Origin of the sequence: Pseudomonas sp. AU11447 (assembly GCF_001672555.2) — a bacterium.
GTDB lineage: Bacteria > Pseudomonadota > Gammaproteobacteria > Pseudomonadales > Pseudomonadaceae > Pseudomonas > Pseudomonas nitroreducens.
In genome coordinates this window covers 1-26,974 of sequence record NZ_LZDG02000077.1, presented here as the reverse complement: position 1 = coordinate 26,974, position 26,974 = coordinate 1, and the positions used below count along the sequence as shown (strand labels likewise).

22 protein-coding genes are annotated in these 26,974 nt (G+C 65.6%); 10 read left to right on the top strand and 12 right to left on the bottom strand.

What is annotated here, in order from left to right; genetic code table 11:
* Positions 1 to 3 precede the first annotated feature (3 nt).
* The gene (gabP, locus tag A6723_RS26570) at positions 4 to 1,416 is read right to left on the bottom strand and encodes a GABA permease (protein ID WP_054907883.1); all 1,413 of its coding nucleotides are present in this window, start codon (positions 1,414 to 1,416) and stop codon (positions 4 to 6) included.
* Positions 1,417 to 1,821: 405 nt separating this feature from the next.
* Between gabP and A6723_RS26565 the strand changes: the two genes are divergently transcribed.
* Positions 1,822 to 2,481 carry a glutathione S-transferase family protein gene (locus A6723_RS26565; RefSeq protein ID WP_054907884.1) on the top strand — a complete coding sequence of 220 codons (660 nt, stop codon included), beginning with the start codon at positions 1,822 to 1,824 and terminating at the stop codon, positions 2,479 to 2,481.
* Between the two features lie 51 nt (positions 2,482 to 2,532).
* On the opposite strand, the gene A6723_RS26560 is transcribed toward A6723_RS26565, so the two are convergent.
* From A6723_RS26560 to A6723_RS26535, 6 genes are all read right to left on the bottom strand, one after another.
* Positions 2,533 to 3,891 (bottom strand): ATP-binding protein, encoded by a 1,359-nt coding sequence (locus A6723_RS26560; RefSeq protein WP_054907885.1) that lies wholly within the window; start codon positions 3,889 to 3,891, stop codon positions 2,533 to 2,535.
* Positions 3,867 to 4,532 carry a response regulator transcription factor gene (locus tag A6723_RS26555; protein WP_054907886.1) on the bottom strand — a complete coding sequence of 222 codons (666 nt, stop codon included), beginning with the start codon at positions 4,530 to 4,532 and terminating at the stop codon, positions 3,867 to 3,869. Before A6723_RS26555 ends, A6723_RS26560 begins: the two co-directional genes overlap by 25 nt.
* 102 nt (positions 4,533 to 4,634) lie before the next feature.
* The gene (locus A6723_RS26550; RefSeq protein ID WP_054907887.1) at positions 4,635 to 5,069 is read right to left on the bottom strand and encodes a hypothetical protein; all 435 of its coding nucleotides are present in this window, start codon (positions 5,067 to 5,069) and stop codon (positions 4,635 to 4,637) included.
* A gap of 28 nt (positions 5,070 to 5,097) precedes the next feature.
* On the bottom strand, positions 5,098 to 5,865 hold the full coding sequence (locus A6723_RS26545; RefSeq protein WP_054907888.1) for a hypothetical protein: 768 nt from the start codon (positions 5,863 to 5,865) through the stop codon (positions 5,098 to 5,100).
* Between the two features lie 280 nt (positions 5,866 to 6,145).
* Positions 6,146 to 7,639 carry an aldehyde dehydrogenase gene (locus A6723_RS26540; protein ID WP_054907889.1) on the bottom strand — a complete coding sequence of 498 codons (1,494 nt, stop codon included), beginning with the start codon at positions 7,637 to 7,639 and terminating at the stop codon, positions 6,146 to 6,148.
* A gap of 372 nt (positions 7,640 to 8,011) precedes the next feature.
* Complete coding sequence (locus A6723_RS26535) at positions 8,012 to 9,685, bottom strand: MFS transporter (RefSeq protein WP_054907890.1); 1,674 nt, start codon at positions 9,683 to 9,685, stop codon at positions 8,012 to 8,014.
* Between the two features lie 489 nt (positions 9,686 to 10,174).
* Between A6723_RS26535 and ccsA the strand changes: the two genes are divergently transcribed.
* From ccsA to peaD, 5 genes are all read left to right on the top strand, one after another.
* Positions 10,175 to 12,358, top strand: a complete 2,184-nt coding sequence (gene ccsA / locus A6723_RS26530) for a cytochrome c biogenesis protein CcsA (protein WP_054907891.1) — start codon at positions 10,175 to 10,177, stop codon at positions 12,356 to 12,358.
* 340 nt (positions 12,359 to 12,698) lie between these two features.
* Complete coding sequence (gene peaA, locus A6723_RS26525; protein WP_054907967.1) at positions 12,699 to 14,270, top strand: quinohemoprotein amine dehydrogenase subunit alpha; 1,572 nt, start codon at positions 12,699 to 12,701, stop codon at positions 14,268 to 14,270.
* A 76-nt stretch (positions 14,271 to 14,346) separates the two neighbouring features.
* Entirely contained in the window at positions 14,347 to 15,777 is a 1,431-nt protein-coding gene (gene peaB, locus A6723_RS26520) for a quinohemoprotein amine dehydrogenase maturation protein (protein WP_054907892.1), read from the top strand.
* A 1-nt stretch (position 15,778) separates the two neighbouring features.
* A complete protein-coding gene (gene qhpC, locus A6723_RS26515; protein ID WP_015477047.1) occupies positions 15,779 to 16,102 on the top strand; it encodes a quinohemoprotein amine dehydrogenase subunit gamma in 324 nt (107 codons plus the stop codon).
* 59 nt (positions 16,103 to 16,161) lie between these two features.
* Positions 16,162 to 17,295, top strand: a complete 1,134-nt coding sequence (gene peaD, locus A6723_RS26510) for a quinohemoprotein amine dehydrogenase subunit beta (protein ID WP_082450592.1) — start codon at positions 16,162 to 16,164, stop codon at positions 17,293 to 17,295.
* Between the two features lie 76 nt (positions 17,296 to 17,371).
* Here the strand turns inward: peaD and A6723_RS32580 are convergent, their stop codons facing one another.
* Positions 17,372 to 17,509 (bottom strand): PSPA7_2676 family Cys-rich small protein, encoded by a 138-nt coding sequence (locus A6723_RS32580; RefSeq protein ID WP_279830184.1) that lies wholly within the window; start codon positions 17,507 to 17,509, stop codon positions 17,372 to 17,374.
* Between the two features lie 338 nt (positions 17,510 to 17,847).
* Here A6723_RS32580 and A6723_RS26505 point away from each other — a divergent pair, with 338 nt between their 5' ends.
* Complete coding sequence (locus A6723_RS26505) at positions 17,848 to 18,654, top strand: SDR family oxidoreductase (RefSeq protein WP_054907894.1); 807 nt, start codon at positions 17,848 to 17,850, stop codon at positions 18,652 to 18,654.
* 244 nt (positions 18,655 to 18,898) lie between these two features.
* Here the strand turns inward: A6723_RS26505 and A6723_RS26500 are convergent, their stop codons facing one another.
* The 4 genes from A6723_RS26500 to pbpG all read right to left on the bottom strand — a co-directional run bounded on the left by A6723_RS26500 (position 18,899) and on the right by pbpG (position 22,408).
* On the bottom strand, positions 18,899 to 19,465 hold the full coding sequence (locus A6723_RS26500; RefSeq protein ID WP_054907895.1) for a TetR/AcrR family transcriptional regulator: 567 nt from the start codon (positions 19,463 to 19,465) through the stop codon (positions 18,899 to 18,901).
* 157 nt (positions 19,466 to 19,622) lie between these two features.
* On the bottom strand, positions 19,623 to 20,756 hold the full coding sequence (locus A6723_RS26495) for a thiolase family protein (RefSeq protein WP_054907896.1): 1,134 nt from the start codon (positions 20,754 to 20,756) through the stop codon (positions 19,623 to 19,625).
* 21 nt (positions 20,757 to 20,777) lie between these two features.
* Positions 20,778 to 21,254 carry a PaaI family thioesterase gene (locus A6723_RS26490; RefSeq protein WP_082450599.1) on the bottom strand — a complete coding sequence of 159 codons (477 nt, stop codon included), beginning with the start codon at positions 21,252 to 21,254 and terminating at the stop codon, positions 20,778 to 20,780.
* 224 nt (positions 21,255 to 21,478) lie between these two features.
* Positions 21,479 to 22,408 carry a D-alanyl-D-alanine endopeptidase gene (gene pbpG / locus A6723_RS26485; protein WP_024765567.1) on the bottom strand — a complete coding sequence of 310 codons (930 nt, stop codon included), beginning with the start codon at positions 22,406 to 22,408 and terminating at the stop codon, positions 21,479 to 21,481.
* Positions 22,409 to 22,912: 504 nt separating this feature from the next.
* Here pbpG and A6723_RS26480 point away from each other — a divergent pair.
* The 3 genes from A6723_RS26480 to A6723_RS26470 form a co-directional block, all read left to right on the top strand.
* Positions 22,913 to 24,592, top strand: coding sequence for an AMP-binding protein (locus A6723_RS26480; protein ID WP_054907898.1), 1,680 nt, complete (start codon positions 22,913 to 22,915; stop codon positions 24,590 to 24,592).
* Positions 24,593 to 24,643: 51 nt separating this feature from the next.
* Entirely contained in the window at positions 24,644 to 25,660 is a 1,017-nt protein-coding gene (locus A6723_RS26475) for an AraC family transcriptional regulator (RefSeq protein WP_054907899.1), read from the top strand.
* Between the two features lie 81 nt (positions 25,661 to 25,741).
* Positions 25,742 to 26,974 (top strand): cache domain-containing protein (locus A6723_RS26470; RefSeq protein ID WP_218188785.1); only part of this gene is annotated, 1,233 nt, incomplete at its 3' end.

Below are 26,974 nucleotides of genomic sequence, written 5' to 3'. Positions count from 1 at the left end.
CGTTCAGCTACGCACGGCGCGCCGGCCGATGGTTCGCTGGGTGTGGGGCGACGTGCGCCGGCCGGTCTGGCTGAGCAGGACGATGATCACCGTCAGCGCCAGGGTCGAACTCACTTCCACGCGGTGCGCCGGCATGATGAACATCACCGTGAGGATGAAGCTGATGATCCCGATCACCAGCCAGGTCAGCCAGGGGAACAGCCACATGCGAAACACCAGCTCGTGGTTGCGCCGGCGCAGGATGCCGCGCAGGCGCAGCTGTGACACGGCGATGGCCAGGTAGACGAGCAGGGCGATGGAGCCGGAGCTGGCGAGCAGGAACTCGAACAGCCGCCCCGGTGCGAAGAAGTTGAGCAGGGTGGTGAACATGCCGATCAGCGTACTGGCGATCACCGCCGCCCGCGGCACGCCCGCTGCCGAGGTGCGCTGGATGAAGGCCGGTGCGTCGTTGCGGCGGCTCAGCGAATAGATCATCCGCGAGGCGATGTACACCGAGGAGTTCAGGCAACTGGCCACGGCGACCAGCACCACCAGGTCCATCAGCAGCTGCGCGTTGGGGATGTGCAGCAGCTCCAGGGTGCGCTGGTAGGAGCCGATCTCCACCAGGCGTGGGTCGTTCCACGGCACCACCGAGATGATCACCAGGATCGACAGCAGGTAGAACACGCTGATGCGCCAGATCACCGAGCGCGTGGCCTTGGCGATGTTGCGGCTGGGGTCGCTGGATTCGGCGGCGGCGATGGTCACCGCCTCGGTGCCGATGAAGCTGAACAGGGTGGTGATCAGCGCACTGAAGATCGCCGTCCAGCCGTTGGGCATGAAGCCGCCGTGCTCGCCCATCAGCTTGTGCAGGCCGCTGACCTCGCGCCCCGGCAGCAGGCCGAACAGCGCTGCCGCGCCGAGGCCGATGAAGGCCACGATGGCGACCACCTTGAGCATGGCGAACCAGAATTCGAACTCGCCGTACTTGGCGACGCTGAACAGGTTGGTGACGGTGAGCAGCAGGGTCATCGACAGGGCGAAGACCCAGGTCTCGACCTGTGGGAACCAGTTGTTGAGGATGACCCCGGCGGCGATGGCCTCGATGGGGATGACCAGCACCCAGAACCACCAGTACAGCCAGCCGATGGTGAACCCGGCCCAGCGGCCGATGGCCTGGTCGGCATAGGCCGAGAAGGAACCTGTGTCGGGGCTGGCCACGGCCATCTCGCCGAGCATGCGCATGACCAGCACCACCAGCAACCCGGAGAGCGCGTAGGCGACGATGGCGGAAGGGCCGGCGGCGGCAATCGCGTGGCCGGAGCCGACGAACAACCCCGCGCCGATGATTCCCGCGATGGAAAGCATGGTTACGTGGCGGGGCTTGAAGCCCTGCACCAGATCGCCATTGGCGCCTTTTGCACTGGGAGCACTCATCTGTCGGCCTTTTCTTGAAATTGTTCTTATGGAAGTAGCGAGGTCGGCGCGGTGGCGCGTGCAGGAGTGAGGCTTCCCGTCCGGTCGATGGTTCCGCTCCTGGCGTGATCAGGGAATGACCGGGGAAAGGCGCCGCTGCTGGCAACGCGCATCACGCGGGATCCAAGCTAAGGCAGATGGGCAGGCGGCGAGTTGCTCGAAATCGCCGCGGGCATGATCAAAAGCGACATGGCTACGGGGATCGATAGTGGCCATCAGCCGCTCTGCGGCGAAGGTTCCGCACGGCCGGAGCAGGGGGCGAGGCCAGCGAACCGGATCGGCGGTCAGCGTTTCGGCGGCTTGAGGCTCGCCTGGCGGCATTCGGGTCTAGGCTGAGTACTTTCGTCTGCCTCAGGTGATCCAGCCATGTCCCTTGTGCTCTTCGGCCATCTTTTTTCCTCCTACACGCAGAAGGTGCTGATCGCGCTGTACGAGAACGCCACGCCTTTCGAGTTCCGCGGCCTGGGCCCGGATGAGCCGGACAATGGTGCGCACTGGCTGCGCCTGTGGCCGCTGGCGAAGTTCCCGGTGCTGCTCGACGGTGAGCACAGCGTCGCCGAGACCAGCATCATCATCGAGTACCTCCACCTGAAGCATCCCGGCCCGGTGCGGCTGTTGCCGGACGATCCGCTGAAGGCGCTGGACGTGCGCTTCCTCGACCGCTTCTTCGACTGGCACGTGATGACCCCGGTGCAGCACGCCGTGCTGGGGGCTATGAGTGGCGAGGCGAGCAAGCGCGCCGAAGGCCTGGCCCACGCGGTGAGCAAGCTCGAACTGGCCTACGCCTGGCTGGAAGAGGAACTGGTCGGGCGCGCCTGGGCGGCGGGCGACAGCTTCAGCCTGGCTGACTGTGCCGCGGCTCCTTCGCTGTTCTACGCCGACTGGACCCACCCCATCGGCGACCGCTACCCGACCCTGCGCGCCTATCGCTCGCGCCTGCTGGCGCGCCCGTCCTTCGCCCGCGCGGTGGAGGATGCGCGACCTCTGCGGACACTGTTTCCGCTGGGAGCGCCGGATCGCGATTGAGTACGGTGCGCTGCTTCGTACAGGCCTGGGAGGATTTGCGCGCTCGGGCTATCAGTCGGCTGCGAGGGCAAAGCTCAGAGTGACGCTAAGACCGGTTTTCGCCTTGGCGTCCGTATAGCCCAGTTCCACCACGGCTCCCAGGCGTTCGGCAATGGCCCTGACGATGGACAGGCCCAGGCCTGAACCTATTTCGGTGTTGCCCAGCGTGCGATAGAAGGGGTCGAAGACTCGTTGCCGTTCGGCTTCGGCGATACCTGGCCCTGTGTCGCTGACCCGCAGCAGGACGGCCTGCGGTCCGCGCAGGACGGCCAGGTCGATGCGGCCGCCTTGCGGTGTGTAGCGAATGGCGTTGTCGACCAGGTTCTTCAGCATCGTCGAGAGATCCATCTCGCTGACGGGCAGGTGGGCGTCCTCGCCGGATTCCAGGCCAATATCCAGATCCTTGGCCCTGGCCAGTGGCAGCAGGTCCTCGAGTACGCTGCGATACACCTGGTGCACGGAAGTCGCTGAGGCCGGTTGTGTCGCGGGAGCCTGGGCGCGGGCGAGGCTCAGCAACTGGTCGACGAGGTTCTTGCTTCGCTCGAGCCCCCTGCGCAGTTGCGCCAGCCGCTCGCGGGCGACATCGGACATGTCCGCGGCGCCGAGGCGTTCTGCCTGCAGCGAGAGCGCGGTCAAGGGAGAGCGCAACTCGTGGGCGGCATCGGCGACGAAGCGGCGCTGAGTTTCCAGGCTGTTCCCCACGCGGCCCAGCAAGCGATTGATGGCATGTACGAACGGCCGGACCTCGGTGGGCAGCGCCGACTCGTTCACCGGGTGCAACTGTTGCTCGTCGCGCTGGTCGATTTCCGCCGCCAGCCGGGCGATGGGGCGAAATAGCTTGCGCACCAGGTCGGCGACCACCAGCAGCAGGATCGGGAACAGTACCAGCAGGGGAAGCAGGCTGCGCCAGGCGCTCTCGCGGGCGTCCTTGTCACGGCTGCCGGTTTCCTGCGCCACGGCGATGCGTTCGCCGGCGGCGGTGGTTTTCACCAGCACGCGGAAGGACTCGCCGTACAGGGACTGGGTCGACAGGCCATCGGCAAGGTGGGTCGACAGCGGCAGCGGCAAGGTGGTGTCGGAGTCACCACGGGCCTTGCTGCCGTCGGCCAGGTACTGGACGACGATGCGCGATTCCTCGTCATCGCCCTTGGTGGAAATGACCTCCTCGGGGTAGCGCAGCGTCATGTGCTGGCGCTCGAACAGCGCGGCAACGTGGCGCAGGCTGTTATCCTGGATTTCCAGCGCTTCATCGAAGGCCGAGGCGAAGGCGAAGACGCCGGCGACGATTGCCACCGCCAGGATGGCCAGCGACAAGGCGATGGACAGGCGTAGCTGTACCGACTCGTTCAGGCGCCTTTTGAAACCATCCATCCCATTCCCCTGACGTTCTTGATGACATGGCTGCCCAGCTTGCGTCGCAGCGAGTGGATCAGGAATTCGACGGCATTGCTTTCCACCTCGTTGCCCCAGCCGTACAGGCGATCTTCCAGCTCGCTGCGCGAGAGGATGGCGCCGGGGCGGATCAGCAGCGCCTGCAGGAGGCTGAACTCGCGGTTGGAGAGTGCCACCTCGGCATGCTCGGCGGTGCTGGCATGCTTGTGGATCGGGTCCAGCGAGACCACGCCATTGCTCAGCAGGGGGCTGGCACTACCTCCCTTGCGGCGCATCACGGCACGCATGCGGGCCAGCAGTTCGGCCAGTTCGAAGGGCTTGAGCAGATAGTCGTCGGCGCCGCCGTCCAGCCCGCGCAGGCGGTCATCGAGACTGTCGCGGGCGGTAATGATCAGCAAGGGCACCGGATTGTCGTGGGCACGCAGGCTGGCCAGCACATCGAGCCCATCCTTGCCCGGCAGGCCGAGGTCGAGCAGTACCTGGTCATAGTGCTGGCTGGCGAGCGCGCTGAGGGCGCTCAGGCCATCCTGCACCCAGTCGGTGGCATAGCCCGCTTCGTTGAGCGCGGCCTGGATGGCATCGCCGATCATGGTGTCGTCTTCGACCAGCAGTACCCGCATGTTCTTCTCCGCAGTACACGGGCGCGGCCTCCCGGAGGAGGAGGCCGCGGTGGGATTGAAGCACCTGTGTGCGCTTTTCGCGATGGCTTTTGCGCGCTTTGCTCAGGCTTTGCCTTGCAATCTGTTGAAGGTTTTCAGCAGCCCATCCATCGCTGCCTTGCAGTTGGCCTGTTGCGGGCTGCTGGCGCGCAAGGCCGAGAGCGACTGGTCGATGGCATCGTCGAGGACGTGCCAGTCGGCGGCAGCCCGCGGCTTGAGGCCGGCTTCGGCGCCGTCCCACGCCAGTTCCAGGTCCTTGATACGCAGCTTGGCAAGCGCCAGGTCGCCCTGGTTGACCAGGCCGGTGACATCCTGGGCAATGCTCTGGAACTCGGACAGATCGCCCAGTTTCGAGACGGTGTTCTGGCCGGCACCGAGCTGGCTGCTGGCAGCGGACGCCGGGGCGTCGGTGGATTTTGAGCAGGCCGTGGCCAGGCCGATCAGGGCAATGGCACAGGCGACGGCAGTTTTGCGGACAAGCGAATGGAGACGAGGCATGGTAGCTCCCGGATGATCGAAGGGTGGGTTATTGAGTGATGCTTTTCTGGCTGTTGCTGCTGAACTGGGCGACCGCGACCAGGATCAGGATGACGCTGAGGAACAGCGCGCTGGTCCAGGTGGCGCCCATGCCCAGGCCACCGTAGGTCTTGGCCTGGGTCAGCAGGTCACCCAGCGAGGCGCCGAAGGGGCGGGTGAGGATGTAGACGATCCAGAAGCACAGTACGGTGTTGCCGCCCAGCTTCCAGGCGATGGCGGTGGCAGCGATCAGCCCGGCGAAGACCAGCACGCCCACCGTGAAGCCAAGACCCAGGGCTTCGGTGGCCAGGTCGCCGGCCGCGGTGCCGAGGGCGAAGGTGCACAGCACGGTCGTCCAGTAGAACAGCTCGCGGCGCGGGGTGACGATCTGCTGGATGGAGAGGTTGCGCTCCAGCGCGTACCAGGCGGCGAAGTTGATCGCCAGCAGCACCGCGAACACCGTCGTGCTGAGGTAGAGGCTGACCCCGAGGACATCGGTGAGCAGGTCGGTGATCTGGGTGCCGACGATGCTCACCAGCACCACGCTGAGCCAGTAGATCCAGGGCGTATAGGCTCGTGTGCGGAACTGGCCGAACAGCGCGGCCGCCAGCAGCAGGGCCATGCCGATGCTGGTGGCGGCCTGGCCCAGCCCGGCATCGACAGCGAGAAAGTCGGCGAAGGTTTCGCCCACCGTGGTGGACATGATCTTGATCACCCAGAAGGCCAGGGTGACCTCAGGGACTTTGTTGAGCCAGGCGGCGGTTGTTGGCTGGTTCATGGGCGTGTGCATCTCCTTGGCTGCCGTGTGTCGGCGTGAGGAGAAGGCTACGGCGGGAAACTTAGCTGGGACTGAGGACGATCATCGGCGCAAAAAAATCCCTCGGTCGCGGGTACGACCGAGGGATGCAAGGCCCGCGCAGGGGGTGCGCGGACGAGGTAGACGGTTTCGCTTGCTTAGGAGCGGACGCCGTCCGCAGTGTCCTCCGGCGCGATGCGGAATTCCCGAGAGAAGACAGTCGCGCCAGTACGCCTGTTATTCGCGGCCGGGCTCGTGTCGCTTACAGGCGGATCAGCACCGACTTCAGCTCGGTGTAGTGCTCGATGGCGGCGGCGCCCATTTCGCGGCCGAGGCCGGACATCTTGTAGCCACCGAAGGGCAGCGCCGGGTCCAGCGCGCTGTGGCAGTTGACCCACACCGAGCCGGACTTGATGCGCGGCACCATGCGGTGCACCGCCGCCAGGTCGTTGGACCAGACGCTCGCGCCGAGGCCGTAGGGGCTGTCGTTGGCCAGGCGCAGGGCGTCTTCGATGTCGTCGAAGGGCATGGCGACCAGCACTGGGCCGAAGATCTCTTCCTGCACCAGCGGGTTCTTCTGGTCGACGTCGACGATCACCGTCGGCTTGACGAAGTAGCCGGGGCCGAACTGCTCGCCGCCGCAGGCGATGGTGGCGCCCTTGTCGCGACCCAGTTCGATGTAGTCGAAAACGCGCTTCTGCTGCTTGGCAGAGATCAGCGGGCCCATGTCGATGCTCGGGTCGAGCCCGTTGCCCAGCTTCATGCCATTGGCGATGCCGGCGATGTCGGCCACCACGTTGTCGAAGTGCTTGCGTTGCACATACAGGCGCGAGCCGGCGCAGCAGACCTGGCCCTGGTTGAAGAAGATCGCCTGGGCGGCGCCGGCCGCAGCGGTGGCCAGGTCGGCGTCGGCCATGACGATGGTCGGCGACTTGCCGCCCAGCTCCAGGGTCACGCGGGTCATGTTGTCCATGGCCGCCTTGCCGATCTGCTTGCCCACCGGCGTGGAGCCGGTAAAGGTCAGCTTGTCCACCAGCGGGTGGTGGGAGAGGGCGGCGCCCGCGGTGATGCCGGTGCCGGTGACGACGTTGAACACGCCGGCCGGGTAGCCCGCTTCGAGGACGAGTTCGGCAAGTTTCAGCGCGGACAGCGGCGTCTCGTCGGCAGGCTTGAGCACCACCGAACAGCCGGTGGCCAGCGCCGGGCCGAGCTTCCAGCAGGCCAGCAGCAGCGGGAAGTTCCAGGCGACGATGGCGCCGACCACGCCGACGGCTTCGCGGCGGATGTAACCGTGGAAATCGCCGTCGGGCATCAGCGGCATGGATACGTCGACGGTGCTGCCTTCGATCTTGGTGGCGTAGCCGGCCATGTAGCGCAGGAAGTCGATGGCCAGTTGCACGTCCATCACGCGGGCGACGGCGGCGCTCTTGCCGTTGTTCAGGCACTCGAGTTCGGCCAGCAGGTCGGCGTCGCGCTCCATCAGGTCGGCGAGCTTCCACAGCAGGTTCTGCCGCTCGCGAGGGCGGGTGCGGGTCCAGGCGGAATCGTCGAAGGCCTGGCGCGCGGCACGCACGGCGCGGTCGACGTCATCGGGAGTGCCGGCTGGCACCTGGCAGAGCACTTCGCCGGTGGCCGGGTTGCGCAGGTCCATCAGGGCGCCGTCGCTGGCGGAGGTCCAGTCGGCACCGATGAGCATCTTCGGGGCGCGCTGCAGGAAGGCGCGGGATTCGGGCTTGATGGGCAGGGAAGCGAGCATTGCGGTGGCCTCTTGTTGTCTGTTCCAGGAACGTTGAGGCGGGACATCGCAACGGCTGTGCCAAGGCTGTTATTTCAATTTAACTTATTGAAATTAAACGAGTTAATTGATTTTTTAGCGACGGTTAAGAAGGGTTGCTGTCGCACATTGCGACAGCAACTGAGACGGTGCCGGCTGGTTTGCGGATGGAATCTCGGTGCTGGACGCTCCCTCTCCCCAACCCTCTCCCTGAAGGGAGAGGGAGTGTCCGAGTGGGAGTGCGCGCTGGCGTGCTCCTGTGATGGTGTTGCCGGCTGAAGGTGTAGAGTCAACTCGCGCCGAACCAGTCCCCTCTCCTTCAGGGAGAGGGGCGCTGCAGCGTAGCCCGACCCATCAGTTCGTGATATCCCGGTCCTTGGTTTCCGGCAGGAAGAAGATGCCGAGGATCGCCGTCATCACCGCAATGACAATGGGGTACCAGAGCCCGTAGTAGATGTCCCCGGTGGCCGCCACCATGGCGAAGGCGACGGTGGGCAGGAAGCCGCCGAACCAGCCGTTGCCGATGTGGTAGGGCAGCGACATGGAGGTGTAGCGGATGCGCGTCGGGAACAGCTCCACCAGCCACGCGGCGATGGGGCCGTAGACCATGGTCACGTAGATCACCAGGACGGTCAGCAGCACCAGCATCATCAGGTGGTTGATCTTCGCCGGGTCGGCCTTCTCCGGGTAGCCGGCTTCCTTCAGCGAGGCGGCCAGTTGCGCGGTGAAGACTTCGGACTGCACCTTGAAGTCCGCCGCGGGCATGCCGGCGCCTTCGAAGCTGGCGATGATCTTGTCGCCGATGTGCACCTGGGCCACCGCACCGCTTTCAGCCTTGATGTTCTCGTAGGGAATCGCCCGCTTCGCCAGCAGGCTCTTGGCCATGTCGCAGGAGCTGACGAATTTGGCCTTGCCCACCGGGTCGAACTGGAAGGCGCAGGCATTCGGGTCGGCGACCACCGTCACCGGGTTCTTCTCCTGGGCGGCGAACACGTCCGGGTTACCGAACTGGGTCAGCCCGTGGAAGATCGGGAAGTAGGTCAGCGCCGCGAGGATGCAGCCGGTCATGATGATCTTCTTGCGGCCGATGCGATCGGACAGGCTGCCGAAGAACACGAAGAACGGCGTGCCCAGCAGCAGCGAGCCGGCGATCAGCAGGTTGGCGGTCTGCGGGTCGATCTTCAGTGTCTGCAGCAGGAAGAACAGCGCGTAGAACTGCCCGGTGTACCAGACCACGGCCTGCCCGGCGGTGCCGCCGAGCAGCGACATGATCACCACCTTGAGGTTCTCCCAGCGAGCGAAGGACTCGGTCAGCGGCGCCTTGGAGGCCTTGCCTTCTTCCTTCATCTTCATGAACACCGGCGACTCGGCGAGTTGCAGGCGGATGTACACCGAGATGATCAGCAGCAGGATCGACAGCAGGAACGGAATCCGCCAGCCCCAGGCTTCGAACGCCTCGGTGCCGAGCACGGTGCGGCAGGCCATGATCACCAGCAGCGAGAGGAACAGGCCGAGGGTCGCGGTGGTCTGGATCCACGAGGTGAAGAAGCCCCGCTTGCCCTTGGGCGCGTGCTCGGCGACGTAGGTCGCCGCGCCGCCGTACTCGCCGCCCAGCGCCAGGCCCTGCAGCAGGCGCAGGGTGATGAGGATGATCGGCGCAGCGACGCCGATGGTGGAGTAGGCCGGTAGCAGGCCGACCACGGCGGTGGACACGCCCATGATGACGATGGTGATGAGGAAGGTGTGCTTGCGCCCGATCATGTCGCCCAGGCGGCCGAACACGATGGCGCCGAAGGGCCGCACCGCGAAGCCGGCGGCAAAGGCCAGCAGGGCGAAGATGAAGGCGGTGGTTTCGTTGACCCCGGCGAAGAAGTGCTTGGCGATGATCGCCGCCAGGGAGCCGTAGAGGTAGAAGTCGTACCACTCGAAAACGGTGCCCAGGGAGGAGGCAAAGATGACCTTGCGCTCCTCCTTCGTCACTCCGGTGGAAGGCGCGTTGCCCGCGGACGGGCTGTATGTCTGTGCCATGTTCGTCTCCGTCTTGTTGTTGTGTTGGGCCGGAGTCCCTCAATACCGTTACCGCACTCGAGCCCAGGGCTGATGTCAGGTCGTACGGAATGCGCGAAGCTTGAATACAGGCAGCCCTGCGGCACGTCGCAAGGTCAATGAGAAGCATAATCGGCCTGCCGCGGATATCCACTGGCCATCACCGGCAAAGCCCCGGCTGGCGCGGATTGGCACCTGTTCTGGACAAGCGGTGGGAGGTGACGTGTCTGGCTGGCGCCTTTTTCGGGGACGGTATTCGATGATGGCTTTCTGCCGTTAGACCATCGTCTATAACGGGTGGAGCTGTCTCAGGCTGCTACAGCTGTCGCGATCTGCCATGCCGCATTGCCCACTGCGTGAACGCAGCCTGCTGTTTCACAAGGGTTTTTCCCCCTGGCACGCAACGTGAAGAGCGCTGGGTTTCGCCAAGCGCCGCGTCGGCGCTGCACAAGGAGGCCTGGCTTGAAGAGGATGCATCTGTCGTTGCCGTGGATGGCGGGGCCGCTGGCCGCCGCGTTGACCTGCCTTTTGCTGTGGTTGCTGCCCGGCGTGGGCAACGCTTTGCTCTGGGCGCTGGCGGGTCTGATTGCCCTGGGCGCCATCCGCCATGAATGGCGAGGGCTGGCTTGGCCGATTGCCGTCGGTGCGCTCTGTGGCGCCTGCCTGGCGCTGGCGTTGCACCTGGTGGCCGATCACTTCCAGCTGCGTTATGCGTGGCTCTACAGCAGCGCGGCGCTGCCGGCCTACCTGAAGTTTTCCAACCTCTGGGGTGGCGACGAAGGCACGGTGTTGCTGCTGGCGACCTTCTGCATGGCGATCGCCCTGAAAAGCGCCGCGCTGCCCGGTTGGGCGGGGCGCGGCATGGCGCTGATCGCTGCCTGGTATGCCGCCACCGCCGCCTGGCTCGGACCGTTCAGTGCGACGCCGGCTGACTGGTTGGCGGCGCAGCCGAGCCAGGGCATGAACGCGCACCTGCAGACGTTCTGGATGTCGTTGCATGCGCCGCTGATTCTCTGCGCCTACGCCTGGGTGCTGGCGCCCGCTGGCGCCGCGCTCGAAGCGCTGGGGCGAGGCGGGCACGCCTACGCCTGGGTGATGCCGCGCTACAGCCGTCGTGCCTGGCTGATCCTCAGTGCCGGTATCGGCGTCGGCATGGCCTGGGCCATGGAGGATTTCACCTACGGCCAGCTGTGGCACTGGGACCCGGTGCAGACCTCGGCCTTCATCATCTGGGCGCTGCTCGGCGCGGTGCTTCACGGTGCCCGCCGCTGGCGCGCGGACGGCTCCTACGCACGGCTGTTGCCGGCGCTCAGCCTGCTGGCGGCGGCCATGGCCTGCGGTGCCATGGCGGTGACCCGCAGCACGGTGCTGGCCAGCTCGCACCGCTACATCGGCACCACGTCCTGGCTCAGCCACCTGGCGTTGGCGACAATCCTGCTGGTCCTTGCGACCTTCCATCTGCTGGCCGGATGGCGGACGCGCAAGGGGGCAGGGCGGCGGCGCGGAGCCTCGGACTGGACGCTGGACGTGGCCATCTACCTGTTCGCTGGGACCGGCCTGCTGGCCCTCGGCGCGCTGCTCCAGGCGCACCTCTACGAATGGCTGGGAATGGAGCGGCCGAGCGAGCTGAAACCCTTCTTCGAGACTCTCACTGCCTGGGCCACTACCGCCGAGATGGACAGCCTGCGCCGTGCCTTCGACCAGTGGGACGTCAACGGCTACGGCCTGGCCCACTGGGTGGTGCCGCTGCTGGCGGCCCTCGGCCTGATGGGCGGCTACAGCTTCCTGCGCCGTTGCGGGCGACCTCGGCTGGCGCTGCTGGCAACCGCCCTGATGGCCGCCCTGATGCTCTGGACCGGCTGGCGCGGCGGTTGGCTGAGCGGCGGCTACAACGGCGACGGCATGCTTTCGCAGAATATCGTGCAGGTGCTGCCTTGGCTGGACGCTGCGCTGCTGGGGGGCGCCTTTCTGATGGGCAGTTGCCTGCTGTGGGGCGTGCAGAGCCTGTGGCGCAGTCGGCGCCTGGGCAATCTGCGCTACAGCGGCGGGCTGGCGCTGGTGCACGGCGGCGCGGTGATTGCGCTGGTGGGCGGGCTGGCCGCCACCGCGCTGAACAGCTACCAGCAGATCAGCATCCCGCCGGGCACGTCCTTCGAGCAGTGGCACGCGGTGATCGGCGGCATGCAGATGCGCGTCTCGCCGGATTCCAGCCGCCCGGATTTCTCCGGTTACCACGCGGTGGCCAAGGTCGAGCTGCGCGACGGCGAGCGCACATTGGCTGGCCACGCGCTGTTCCAGGACAGCCGCGGCAACCCGCCGGCCTACCAGGGCCCGGTTCGCCAGCTCTGCGAAATCCTCGACTACCACTACGCGCGCTTCGCCTCGGACCGCGGCTACGTGCTGCATCCCTTCATCGTCCGTGGCTGGAGTGGCGACCTGCAGATCTGGGTGCCGGCTTCCGCAAGGCTGCTCAAGCAACCCGGCGACGACATCGAGAGCGTCGTGGTGGTCCGTCGCTTCCCGTTCCTCTCGCTGGTCTGGATCGGCCTGCTCACCATGCTGTTCGGCGCCCTGATGCTGCCGGCGGGCGGCACTTTGCGCAGGCAGGACCATACTGCTTCGCAGGGTGTCTCACAGGCCCTGTCTCAGAGTTAGACAGCAATCGCGAAATGTGACGTCGCAACCCCGCTGCCACCTGCCGGGTGTGCCGGCAAGTGCCGCCGGAAGCCTGATTCGGCGGGGTTTGCAAAGGAGTGGCACACAACCTGCAAAACCGCTTTCAAGAGCTCGCTCTTGGAACCTGCTTGCGATCTTGCGAGCTAGAGCAGAACAAGGCGAAATCGGTTAAGGGAGCGGAAGTTGCTCGCCGTAAATGAGCATCCCGAGATCGATTTCAACGCAGTTATGCCGACGCGCAGCAGATCGTAAGCAGGTTCTTAGCCCATCGGTGGGCGCCAATAACCAACAAGAATACCGAGGAGGCCTGACCTTGAAGATGACACGACTTCGGCACTATCTGGGTGCCGGAACCCTGGCCGCACTGGCCCTTGCGCTGCACCAGACGGCCCAGGCCGCACCCGAGGGCCAGGCGATCATCAACGCCAAGTGCCAGGCGTGCCACACGCCCGAAGGCAACAACTCCCTCAGCCGCATCAGCCACCAGCGCAAGACCCCTGAAGGCTGGCTGATGAGCATCGGCCGCATGCAGGTGATGTACGGCCTGAAGATCACCGACGAGGAGCGTCGCGCGGTGGTCAAGTTTCTCGCCGACAAGCAGGGCCTGGCGCCGAGCGAGACCGATGGCGTGCGCTACGCCCTGGAACGCCGGCTGAACACCGTCGAGACCTTCGATACCAACTTCGAACAGATGTGTGCCCGTTGCCACTCGGCCGCGCGCATCGCCCTGCAGCGCCGCCCGGCGGCGGAGTGGGAGAAGCTGGTGAACTTCCACCTCGGTCGCTGGCCATCGCTGGAGTACCAGGCACTGGCTCGCGACCGCGACTGGTTCGACCTGGCGAAGAAGGAGATGGTCCCGGAACTGGCCAAGCGCTTCCCGCTGGAAGACAAGGCCTGGAGCGACTGGCAGAAGAACCGGCCGAAGGCCGAGGCGCTGGCCGGCGAGTGGAGCTTCGCCGGGCACATGCCGGGCAAGGGCGACGTCGCTGGCAGCATGAAGGTGAGCAAGGACGGCGACGACGCGTTCAAGGTCAGTGTGAAAGGCCAGTACGCCGACGGCACGCCGTTCAACGGTGATGGCAGCGCGGTCCTGTACAACGGTTACGAATGGCGCGGCGCGGTGAAGGTCGGTGACGTCACCATGCGCCAGGTGTTCGCTGCCCTGAACGGCCAGATGCAGGGCCGCATGTTCGACAAGGCCCACGACGAGCGCGGCCTGGACTTCGTCGCCGCGCAGAACGGCACCAGCCGCGTGCTGGGCGTGCAGCCGGCCTACCTGAAGGCGGGCGCCGAGACTGAAGTCAGCGTCATCGGCAGCGGCCTGAAAGGCAAGCCGTCGTTCGGCCCGGGCGTCGAGGTGGTGTCGGTGGTTTCCGAGACTCCCGAACGCGTGATCGTCAAGGTCAAGGCTGCCGACTCCGCTGCCGTCGGCGAGCGCGATGTTGCCGTGGGCAGCGCCAAGGGCGGCAGCCTCGCGGTGTACAAGGACATCGCCGAAGTGAAGGTGGTGCCGGAGTTCTCCATCTCCCGCATCGGCGGCAATGGCGGCTCGACGCCCAAGGTCCAGGGCAGCTTCGACGCCGAGGCCTGGGGCAAGGGTGCCGACGGCAAACCGTTCCGCATCGGCGTGTTCCCCGCGCAGTGGTCGGTGGAGCCGTTCGACGACCGCGCCAAGGAAGACCAGGACGTGAAGTTCGCCGGGGTGATGGACGCCGACAACGGCATCTTCACGCCGGGCGACGCCGGCCCGAACCCGGCGCGCAAGATGATGACCAACAACGCCGGCAACCTGAAGGTGATTGCCGCAGTGGACGACGCCGGCCAGTCGCACAAGGGCGAAGGGCACATGATCGTCACCGTGCAGCGTTGGAACAACCCGCCGATCCCGTAAACCTCGGGCTCGGATGAACTGAACGCGTGAGTCCCGCCTTCGGGCGGGCACATTCCAAGAGTTCCGGGAGGTCGCCATGGGCGCCATCTTGAATCTGGTCGAACGCAACCTGCACGAAGTGCAGGTCGACGCCGACCGCCTGTTGTTCCATATCCCCAGCTCCTCGCTGTTCGCCAGCGACGCGCTAACCGGCGGGATCATCGACGCGCTGCGCGGGCATGCCTGCTCGCCGGACGAGCTGACCCAACGTCTTAGCGGGCGCTTCGGCGCCGAGGAAATCGACGAGACCCTGCGCGAGCTGATCGCGCTGGAACTGGTCAGCGACGGCTCGCCGCTGACCCCTGAAATCGGCATCAAGAAGGTTGACCGCACCGCGCTCAACACCGTGGTGCTGAACGTCAATACCGGCTGCAACCTGAGCTGCACCTACTGCTACAAGGAAGACCTGGACAAGCCCTCCGCCGGCAAGAAGATGGGTGCGGAAACCGCCGAGGCCTCGGTGGAAATGCTGATCCAGGAGTCCCCCGACGAGCAGCGCTACACCGTGGTGTTCTTCGGCGGCGAACCGCTGTCCAACCGCCCGCTGATCGAGCACATGGTCGCGTATTGCGAGCGCCGTTTCGGCGAGCTGGGCAAGACGGTGGACTTCGTCATGACCACCAATGCCACGCTGCTCACCGAGGAAATCGTCGACTGGCTCAACGCCCATCGCTTCGGGCTGTCCATCAGCATCGACGGGCCGAAGACGGTGCACGACCGCAACCGCATCACCGTGGGCGGGCAGGGCACCTATGACGTGGTGCGGCGCAAGGCCGACATGCTGCTGTCGCGCTACACCGCGCGGCCGGTCGGCGCGCGGGTGACGCTGACCACTGGCGTCACCGATGTCGAGACCATCTGGAACCACTTGTTCAACGAGATGGGTTTTGCCGAAGTCGGCTTCGCCCCGGTCACCTCGGGCGACATCAGCAGCTACAACCTCACTGGGGACGAGCTGAAAGCGGTCTTCGCCGGCATGAAGGCCCTCGGCCGGCGCTACCTGGATGAGGCGCTGCAAGGGCGCAACATTGGCTTTTCCAACCTGCACCAGCTGATCACTGACATCCACGAAGGGCAGAAGAAGGCCCTGCCGTGCGGCGCCGGGCTGAAGATGCTGGCGGTGGACCACAAGGGCGAGCTGAACCTGTGCCACCGCTTCACCGGCTCCTCGCTGCCGACCTTCGGCAACGTGCATGAAGGGGTGAAGCAGGCCGAGCTGAACGAGTTCCTCTCGCAGCGCCTGGACCGTACCGACACCGGCTGCGCCAGCTGCCACATCCGCAACCTCTGCTCCGGCGGCTGCTACCACGAGAGCTATGCGCGCTACGGCGACCCGGCGCACCCCACCTACCACTACTGCGAACTGATGAGGGACTGGGTCGATTTCGGCATCGAGGTCTACAGCCGGATCATGGCTTCCAACCCCAGCTTCATCGACCGCCACATCACTCCGCGGAAGGCGCACTGACATGAAACATCTGAAAGCGATCAACACCAAAGCACAGAAGCTCGAACAGGCCGCCGCCGAGGATCGCATCGAGGACGTGGTGGCAATGAACTCCGTGGCCGGCTGCGCGGCCACCACCGACCCGGGCTGGGAAGTCGACGTGTTCGGCGGCGTGTCCTCGCTCTGCCAGCCGATGGAAGCGGACCTCTACGGCTGCTCCGACCCCTGCTGGTGGCCGGCCCAGGTGCCGGACATGATGAGCACCTACCCCGACTGGAACAAGGATGCCCAGGCCTCGGCCGAGAACTGGCGCAACCTCGGCACCGTATTCCCGGACGACAAATGACCGGACTGACGAATATCGGCCCAAAGAGCATGGACCAGAAGAACAAGAGGAAAACCTGCATGTCCAGAAAAGCATTCGCCGCCGCGCTCGGCGGCCTCTCGCTGGCCTGCGCGCTGCAAGCCGTCGCCGCCGATGCCGGCGCCGACACCGGCAAAGCGCTGGAAAGTGGCCACGAGTACCTGATCAGCACCAACTACCCGAACAACCTGCACGTCATCGACATGCAGACCGACAAGCTCTACAAGACCTGCACGATCCCCGGCGCCTATGGCCCAGGCATGACCCAGCTGTCGCCGGATCGCAAGGTCGCCTACATCCTCAGCAACCACTACGCGGACATCTACGGCATCCAGCTTGATGACTGCAAACCGGTGTTCCACGCCACCATCGCGCAGAAGCCGGGCGAGAACGCGCGGGCGATGTTCTCCATGACCGTCAGCCACGACGGCAAGGAGATCTACGCCATCGCCAACCCGACGCTGATCCTCTCCGAACACTACGAGGTGCAGCAGCCGCGCCTGCAGGTCTACTCGGTGGCCGACGGCATGGGCGCCAAGCCGGTGCGCACCTTCCCGGCGCCGCGCCAGCTGACCATCATGCAGAGCGGCGACGACGGCACCCTCTACGTGGCGGGCCCGGACATCTACAAGGTGGACGTGAAGACCGGCAAGTTCGACGTGATCATCCCCAGTCGCAACTGGAAGCGCCCCAACTACGCGCCGCCAGATGTGCTCTACGTGTGGAACCAGCAGACCTACCCGCGTGACTTCTCGCTGCTCTACACCACGGCGAAGTTCAAGGATGCCAAGCAGGACATGGCCACGGCCGATTTCCTCTACGGCTTCTTCAACATCGACCTGGCCACCGGCAAGACCGAGACGGTCGATTTCGGCCCGGTCACCGAGGTGTACTTCAGCGGTATTCGCTCGGCCAAGGACCGCAACGTCATCTACGGCGTGCTGAACCGCCTGGCCAAGTACGACATCAAGGAGCAGAAGCTGGTCAAGGCGGCGAACCTGGACCACTCCTACTACTGCCTGTCGACCAACAAGGCCGGCAACAAGCTGTACCTGACCGGCACCCTGAACGACGTGGCGATCTACGATGCCGACAGCCTGGAGCGCATTGGCGATCTGAAGCTGCCCGGCGGCGACATGGCGATCACCACCAGCCAGGCCTTCGTGGCCAACTGATTCACCTTCGCTGTACCGGACTGCCCGGAGCACTTGCGTGCTCCGGGCAGTTTCGTTTCCGGCCCGCAATCCCGGCTCAGATTTCCGGAGCGGGCCTCAGGTACCGCTGCGCCCCGCAGCGCGCACAGCGCTGGCACAGCATCGGCACATGGCCGACCTCGGTCAGATTCCCTTCATCCCAAACACAGCCCAGGAAAAAGCAGCGCAATCGCATGTGTCCTCCTCCGGCAACGCCGGTGTTGAGACAGGCAGAAAGGTGCAGGTGTGGCTCCCGGCTTGTTCTTGTGTGGAGACGCCCGAGAGGTTCTCGCGAGCGCTCTAGAATGGGCAATCTAAACCGCCCAACGGCCTTCATGGCCCGTGCGGTGCGGTCTGCCGACACGCCGGTTACCACTCGTCACCCTCAGGGAATGGACCTTGACAGTTAATATTATGAGCATAATATTCGCATTCAGATGACGGCCATAATCTGAATCAGGTCGGACATTCCAGACGGCCAATCGGCCCTACCCACCTTGCATGCGGGGCAACCGCCTCACTGGAGACAGAACCATGAATGCCAAATCCGAACTGGGCCGCGCACTGATCACCGGTGCTTCCTCCGGCATCGGCGCCACCTACGCCCAGCGCTTCGCCGCCCAGGGCTACGACCTGCTGCTGGTGGCCCGCGACCAGCAACGCCTGGAAGCCCTGGCCGCACGGCTGGGCGAGGAGTACGGCGTTTCCGTGGATGTGCTCAAGGCCGACCTCACCCGTCGCGAGGATCGTGCCCGCGTCGAAGCGCGCCTGGCCGAAGACAGCAGCATCAGCCTGCTGCTGAACAATGCCGGCGTGGCGATCAACGGCACCCTGCTGGAGACTGACCTGGACCGCCTGGAAAGCATGATCGAGCTGAACGTCACCGCCACCGCGCGTCTGGCCGGCGCTGCCGCCAAGGCCTTCGCCGGGCGCGGGCGCGGCACCATCATCAACGTGGCCTCGGTGCTGGCCCTGGCGCCGGAGCTGTTCAACGGCAGCTACAGCGCCACCAAGGCCTTCGTGCTCAACCTGAGCCAATCCATGCAGCAGGAACTGGCGCCGCAGGGCCTGCGCATCCAGGCCGTGCTGCCGGGCGCCACCCGCACTGAAATCTGGGACCGCGCCGGCACCGATATCTCCGCACTGCCGGCGGAAATGCTGATGGACGTGAACCACATGGTCGACGCCGCGCTGGCCGGCCTGGCCCAGGGCGAAGTAGTAACCCTGCCGGCGCTGCCGGATGCCGGCGAGTTCGACGCCTTCACCGCTGCGCGCCTGAAATTGACGCCGAACCTCTCGCGCAGCGTGCCAGCGCAGCGCTACGGAGTTGCAGTGGGCTAACCGAGTAACTGAGTGGCGAAAAGCTTGCCCCGGCCTTGCGCCGGGGCTTTTTTATGCGCGCGGGATAGCTCGCTCCTACAGGTGCCTGATTCCCCGGCGCAAAGCTGTCACACGTAGGAAGGGTGGGGCGCAGGGGCGTAGGGCGAATAACCTGGAACAGGTTATCCGCCGGCCCTTTAACGGCGGATAACTCTGGCGCGTTATGTACCCTACAAAAGCGCCATTCGCACCTGCTGTGGGAGATTCACTCCGCCGCGCCAATCTCCCGCTTCAGGTGCCGGCGGGTGCTGTCCAGGATGCGCTCGGCCAGCTCGGTATCCGCCACGCTGCGCGACAGCACCAGCGCGCCAATCAGCGTGGCGAGCAGGGCGACGCTTTCGTCCTCGGCATGCTCGGTTGGCAGCGCCTGCTCGATGGCTTTGATGCGCGCCTGGACGATGGCGTCCGTGGTGGCGCTGGCATGCCCTCGGGCGCCCAGTTCGGCAGAGATGGTCGGCAACGGGCAGCCCTTGCCCGGCGTGTTGCGATGGCCGGTGGAGAGGTACTGGTCGATGAAGCCGGGCAGTGGGTCGTCCTTGGCGAACTGCTGGTCGACCACCGGGCGCAGTTGCTCGGCGGCCTGCTGCAGGGCGATTTCCACCAGCTCGTCCTTGGACTTGAAGTGCGCGTAAAAGCCGCCGTGGGTCAGGCCCAGCGCCTTCATCAGCGTCTGCAGGCCGGTGGCGTCGACGCCTTCGCTGCGGAAGCGCTGCGCCGCCTCGTTGATGATGCGTTCGCGGGTCTGGGCCTTGTGGTCTTCGGAGTAACGCATGACCGGGTGTCTCCTGCGGTGCATGGAATGCTGGGTGACATTCTAACGCAGGGTGGGCGAGGGGAGGTGATTCAGGGCAGAGGTGTGGATGGAGTTGCAGGAGCGAGGACTAGGCGTCCCCCTCGCTCCCACAAACGTCAAAAGCGCTCGGTAACCGTCAGCGAACAGCTTCCAGCAACGTTGCCACACCTTGCCCGCCACCAATGCACTGGGTGGCAATGGCATAGCGCCCGCCGGTTTCCTTCAGCAGCGCCGCCGCCTTGCCGGTGATGCGCGCGCCGGTTGCTCCCAGCGGGTGACCGATGGCCAGGGCGCCGCCGTGGAGGTTGACGCGGTCGATATCCAGCTCAAGCCCGCGCAGGCAGGCCAGTGCCTGGCTGGAGAAGGCTTCGTTGATCTCCACCAGGTCGATGTCGGCCATGCGCAGACCCGCACGGTCGAGCAGCTTGCGGGTGGCATAGAGCGGGCCCATGCCCATGATTTCCGGCGGGCAGCCAACCACGGCGACGGCTTTCACCCGCGCCAGGATGTCCAGCCCATGGGCACGGGCAAAGTCTTCGCTGCACACCAGCACGGCCGCTGCGCCATCGGTGAGGGGTGAGGCGGTACCCGCGGTGACGCTGCCGCCGAATGCTGGTTTGAGCTGCGCCAGCGCCTCCAGGTTGGTGCCGGGGCGGATGCAGCCATCCTCGTTGACCACGCCGTTTGGCGTGTCGATAGGCACGATTTCCGCCGCCAGCAGCCCTTGTTCACGGGCACGGGCTGCCTTGGCGTGGGAGTCCACCGCCATGGCTTCCTGGTCGACGCGGGAAATGCCGAAGCGCTCGGCGACGATTTCCGCTGTCTGCCCCATGGGCATGTAGGCCTGCGGGAATTCGGCCAGCAGTCGTGGGTTGGGCGACAGGTTGAAGCCACCCATGGGTACGCGGGTCATGGATTCCACGCCGGCGCAGATGAACGCATCGCCGGCGCCGAGTTGGATCTGCCCGGCGGCAAAATGAATGGAGGTCATCGAGGAGCCACAGAAACGGTTCACCGTGGCGCCCGCCACCGTTTCCGGCAGTCCGGCGAGGAAGCTGGTGATGCGCGCGATGTTCATGCCCTGTTCGGCCTCGGGGTAGGAGCAGCCCATGATCAGGTCCTCGATCAGGCTGGCATCCAGGCCGCTGCGCTGTACCAGTGCCTTGACGGTCTGCGCGGCCAGGTCGTCCGGGCGTACGTCGATCAGCGCGCCCTTTTTGGCGAAGTGGAACGGGGAGCGGGCATAACCCGCGATCACTACGGAAGTCATGGTCGGTCTCCTGAACAGCTGTCAGCGCCCGAGGATCAGGCAGGTAGTGGAACCGGTGGCGTAGAGCTTGCCGTCCACGTCGTAGAGACGGCCTTCGGCCAGGGCGGTGGAGCGGCCGACATGCACGATCGTGCCCTCGGCGCGGATCGGTCCGGTGTCGCGGGTCAGTGCGCGGATGTAGCTGATGCGCAGGTCGGTGGTGGTGTAGCCCAGGCCCGGTTCGAGCATGGTGTGCACCGCGCAGCCCATGGCCGAGTCCAGCAGCGTGGCCGCGTAGCCGCCGTGCACGGTGCCCAGCGGGTTGTAGTGGCGCATGTCCGGGGTGCCCTGGAAGATGAAGCGGCCCTGGCTCCATTCCAGCGGGACGAAGCCGATCAGCGCGTTGATCGGCGGGGCGGGCAATTCGCCTGCGCCGATGCCGTCGAAGAATTCCTGGGGCGTCTTGCCGCGCAGTTCCTGCAGGGCAATCACGCCGGGCTCGGCCAGGCGCTGGCGCATTTGCGCGGCCGCCGCTTCCCAGGCGGCAATCTTCTGTTCACGGGTCAGTGTCAGTTCGGTCATCGCGGGCTCCAGCACTTCGATTAAATATTACGGTCATCATACTAGCATTGAATGATGATCGGCATATAAGTGACGGAAGCGCCATCCAGCAGGGCTGAAACGACAGGAAAAGGGGGAAGGAGAGGGCGCTGGTGGAGCGGACTCCGCCAGCGCGGAGGGCATTACTCGGCGGTGGCGGTCATGCTGGCCGCGCGTGCCTGGCTGCGCTGAGCCTTGTATTGCAGGGCGACGGCGGGCACCGGCGAAGCGACACCGGTTTCGACCCAGCGGCGGATGCGACCGGCGTCGGCCACGTGGGTGCGTTTGCCGAAGGCATCGAGCAGGGCCAGGGCGACCGGGCGGCCGTTCATCATGGTAACCATCACCAGGCAGTGGCCGGCGTCGTTGGTGAAGCCGGTCTTGGTCAGGCGGATGTCCCACTTGCCGTTGCGCACCAGCGGGTTGGTGTTGAAGAAGCTCAGCGAATAGCTGGGCTTGCTGAAGCGCGCATCGCTGGTCGCCGTGGTGCTCAACTGGCGGATCTGCGGGTAGGTGTAGGCAGCCTTGGCCAGGCGGATCAGGTCATTGGCGTCGGAAACGTTGTGGATCGACAGGCCGGTGGGCTCGACATAATGAGTGCTGGTCATGCCGAGGGATTTCGCCTTGGCGTTCATGGCCGCGACGAAGGCCCTGGAACCGCCCGGGTAGTTGTGGGCGAGGCTGGCGGCGGCGCGGTTTTCCGAGGACATCAGCGCCAGCAGCAACATGTTCTGGCGGCTGATCATGCTGCCCAGGTGGACGCGGGAGAACACGCCCTTCATCTCGGCAGTCTCGGAGATGTCCACGGGGATCAGCTCGTTCATCGGCAGCTTGGCGTCCAGGGTGACCATCGCGGTCATCAGCTTGGTCACCGAGGCGATGGGCACCACCAGGTTCGGATTGCTGGAGTAGAGGGTCTTGCCGTTCTCCAGGTCGACCACCAGCGCACTGCCGGAGGCGAGGACGAGTTCTTTGGGGGAGGCCGCCTTGGGGGTGGCAGCAAAGGAGTTCGATGTACAGACAACAGCGGCGCAGGCAAACAGCAGGCTCAGTATCGAACGACGAGTAGTCATGGATGTGATTCGCAAGCGTTGAGTGGGAATTTGTCTACATCCATGTAGGCATTTTCGTCGAATTCTACTGCAAGGCCTGCGCTAGCGCACCTGGCGCAGGGCGTCTCAGTTTGCGACAGCCTGAGACGTGCCGACATCGTCCAGGCAAGGCCACGACTGGTACTGGCGGCCGTAGCTTATCTACCAGGCCGAGCTGTTGCGAAATGCAACCGCAGCGGTTGGCAGGCCAACGTCCGAAACTCTTCTCAAAGCCTCGCCACCTCTGGCTTTCAGGCCGAATGGCACGCTTTGTGAGTAGCTATCCTGAATGATGCGGAGGCGCCCGCCAACATCGTTCTGCCGATGGTCGGGGTTGCGTTTACCTTTACGTTAACGTAAACATTCTCCGTCGCCCGCGACCGGTCAGTCAGTCCGGCGGGGTAGGTTGGCTCTCGGTGCTTTGGCACCGCTGCCAGAGCCGATCGTTCAGCGTTGATCCCAGAACAAGCACAACAAGGGAAAGCCATGAACCACCTGAGTTACACCCGCGGCCCCCAGGACAAACCCCTGCTGGCCATGACCGTTGGCGCGGCCTTCGACGCCACGGTAGAGCGTTTCGCGGCACGCGAGGCTCTGGTCGTGCGTCACCAGAACCTGCGCTACACCTGGGCCGAGCTGGCCGAGGTGGTCAATGGCATCGCCCGCGCTTTCCTTGCCCTCGGCCTGCGTCCCGGCGACCGACTGGGTATCTGGGCGCCCAACTGCGCGCAATGGTGTGTCACCCAGTTCGCCAGCGCCAAGGTCGGCGCGGTGCTGGTCAACATCAACCCGGCCTACCGGGTGAGCGAACTCGAATACGCGCTCAAGCAGTCCGGCTGCCGCTGGCTGGTGTGCGCCGATGCGTTCAAGACCTCCGATTACCACGGCATGCTTGCCGACCTGCTGCCCGAGCTGGGGCAGGGGCGACCGGGCGAGCTGTCCAGCGACCGCCTGCCGGAGCTGCGCGGGGTGATCAGCCTGTCCGATACGGCGCCGTCCGGCTTCCTGCGCTGGAGCCAGCTGGAGCCGCTGGGCCGTGGCACGTCCGCCGCCGAGCTGGCCGAGCGCCAGGCGCTGCTGCAGTTCGACGAGCCAATCAACATCCAGTACACCTCTGGCACCACCGGTTTCCCCAAGGGCGCCACGCTCAGCCACTACAACATCCTCAACAACGGCCTGATGGTCGGCGACAGCCTCGGCCTCACCGAGCACGATCGCCTGGTGATCCCGGTGCCGCTGTACCACTGCTTCGGCATGGTGATGGGCAACCTCGGCTGCCTGACCCACGGCTCCACCATGATCTACCCCGCGCCCAGCTTCGAGCCCGAGGCAACCCTGGCGGCGGTGGCAGAAGAGAAGGCCACCGCGCTGTACGGCGTGCCGACCATGTTCATTGCCGAACTGGATCACCCGACCCGCCACGACTTCGACCTCTCCAGCCTGCGCACCGGCATCATGGCCGGCGCCACCTGCCCGATTGAAGTCATGCGTCGCGTGATCGACGAAATGCACATGGCCGAGGTACAGATCGCCTACGGCATGACCGAGACCAGCCCGGTGTCCCTGCAGACCGGCCCGGAAGACGACCTGGAAACCCGCGTCACCACCGTCGGTCGCACCCAGCCGCACCTGGAAAGCAAGATCATCGACGCCGACGGCCGCATCGTCCCGCGCGGCACCATCGGCGAACTCTGCACCCGTGGCTACAGCGTGATGCTCGGCTACTGGAACAACCCGCAGGCGACTTCCGAGGCCATCAGCCCGGCGCGCTGGATGCTCACCGGTGACCTCGCCGAGATGGACGAGGCGGGCAACGTGCGCATTGTCGGGCGCAGCAAGGACATGATCATTCGCGGCGGCGAGAACATCTATCCGCGCGAGATCGAAGAGTTCCTCTATACCCACCACGCCGTGGCCGACGCGCAGGTGATCGGCATCCCCGACGAGAAGTACGGCGAGGAGCTGGTGGCCTGGGTCAAGTTCCACCCCGGCCATAGCGTCGCCGAGGACGAGCTGCGCGCCTTCTGCAAGAACGCCATCGCCCACTTCAAGGTGCCGCGCCACTTCCGCTTCTGTGACGAGTTCCCGATGACGGTGACCGGCAAGATCCAGAAGTTCCGCATGCGCGAAATCAGCATCGACGAGGTGCGCGCCAAGCGTGGCTGAACGTTCGACACCTTCCTGCGCCCAGGCGTGCGTCCCTGACATCGGCGCGCCATGGGCGTAGAGAAGGGCACCATCTCCATCCGCCTGGTCAGCGAAGCGCTGGCCGAGTTTCGTCGCGCCGGCCGCGACGACGGGCCTCTATTGGCCGCCGCCGGCATCGCCCCGGAGCTGTTCGGCAAGCCTTACGCGCGGGTTTCCAGCCAGGCTTACGCGCGGCTCTGGCTGCGCCTGGCGAAGGAGATGGACGACGAGTTCTTCGGCATGAATGCCCGGCGCATGAAGTCCGGCAGCTTCAACTTCATGGCTGCCGCGGCGGTCCGCGAGCCGACCCTGGAGGCGGCGCTGAAAGCCGCGCTGCGCTTCATGGGGCTGGTGTTCGACGACTTCGCGCCGCGCCTGGTGCGCCAGGACGGCGTCGCCTCGATCACCCTCGACGAGCCTGAAGGCCCCGCACCACGAGCCTTCTGCTACTTCACCCTGTGGCTGATGCTGCACGGCCTGGCCTGCTGGCTGGTGGGGCGGCGCATCCCGATCCTCGCCATCGAACTGCGCTGCCCGCAGCCGGATTTCATCGAGGACTACCGGGTGATGTTCAGCGACAACCTGCGTTTCGCCCGCCGCCAGTCGCGCCTGCTGTTCAATGCCGAAGCGCTGGAGCTGCCGGTGCGCCGCGACGAGCGCGAGCTGCGGCGTTTCCTGGGTGGCGCGCCGGCCAACATCCTGGTGCGCTACCGCGACCCGCAGAGCCTCGCCGCGCGTACCAAGGCCTACCTGCGCAGCCTGAAGTTCGAGCGCTGGCCGGACCTCGACGCACTCGCCAGCCACTTCTACATGGCGCCCTCGACTTTGCGCCGCAAGCTGGCGGCCGAAGGGCAGTCCTACCAGGCGCTCAAGGATCAACTGCGCCGCGACCTCGCCATTGCCCGGCTGGACAGCGGCGATGGCAACTTCGCCGACCTCGCCGAGGAACTGGGTTTCGCCGACACCAGCGCCTTCTACAAGGCCTTCCGCAAATGGACCGGGTCGACGCCGGGGCAATACCGCGCGCTGATCCGCCAGGAGCCCTGAAATTTAAGGGCCTGGCTCAAGTAGCCGCCTTAAAGGCCGATAGAACAACACAGAACCGCTCTCTCCCAAGGACGCCACTCCATGCCCCTGTCCCGCCTCTCGATCCAGTGGAAGATCACGCTGCTGACCGGCCTCTGCCTGCTCTGCATCGTCTGCCTGCTGGTCGGTCTCTCGCTGTTCCGGATGAACCATGACGCCGAGCTGATCAAGGCGGCCAACGCGGACATGCTCAAGGACGCCGCCAAGTCGCGGATGCAGGCACGCAGCGAGCAGCAGGCGGAGATCATCCAGCGCTTCTTCACCGACGTGTACCACTTCGGCAACCAGTTCTCCCGCCAGGTCAGCCAGCTGCGCGAGCAGTCGACCAGGCATGGCGCGGATGCCGCCAGCGTGCGCAAGGACCTGAATCAGCTGGTGCGTGACGGCCTGAAGAGCAACCCCAACCTGCTCAGCCTCTACGTGGTCTTCGAGCCCGATGCGCTGGATGGCCAGGACGCCGCCTTCCATGACCAGCCCGATGCCGGCAGCAACGAAAAGGGCCGCTTCGGTGCCTACTGGGCGCAGAAAGCTTCCGGTGAAATGACCGGCCTGGCAGTGACCGAGGACATGATCGCCGACACCTCGGCCATGCTCGACGGAAGCCCGTTCAACACCTGGCAGCTGTGCCCGCTGCAGACCCGCAAGGCCTGCGTGCTCAACCCGTATTTCGACAGCGCCTCGGGCACCAAGGTGCTGATGACCACTGTGACCTTCCCGCTGATGGACCAGGGCAAGGTCATCGCCGTGATCGGCATCGACATCAGCCTCAGCCGCTTGCAGCAACTGGCCGTTGATGGCGACCGCGAGCTCTATGACGGTGCCGGCAGCGTCAGCATCGTCAGCCCGGCGGGCCTGCTCGCCGGCTACAGCAGCGACGAAGCGCTGCTCGGCCAGCCGCTGGAGAAGGCCATTCCCGGCCAGGCCGCCGAACTGCTGTCGCTGCAGGCCAGCGGTCGCCCGCAGGTGCTGGAGAAGGATGGCCAGCTGCGCGTGGTCGAGCCGCTGCTGCCGATCCCGGACGCCACCAAGCCATGGGCCGTGGTGCTCGACGTACCGCAGGAGGTGCTGCTGGCGCCCGCATTGGAACTGCAGAAGCAGCTGGATGAGCGCAACTCCAGCGGCGCGCTGTGGCAGACGATCTTCGGCCTGATCGCCGCCATCGTCGGCCTGCTGCTGGTCTGGCTCACCGCCCGCGGCGTGACCCGACCGATCCTCGGTGTGGCCGCCATGCTGCGCAACATCGCCAGCGGCGAAGGTGACCTGACCAAGCGCCTG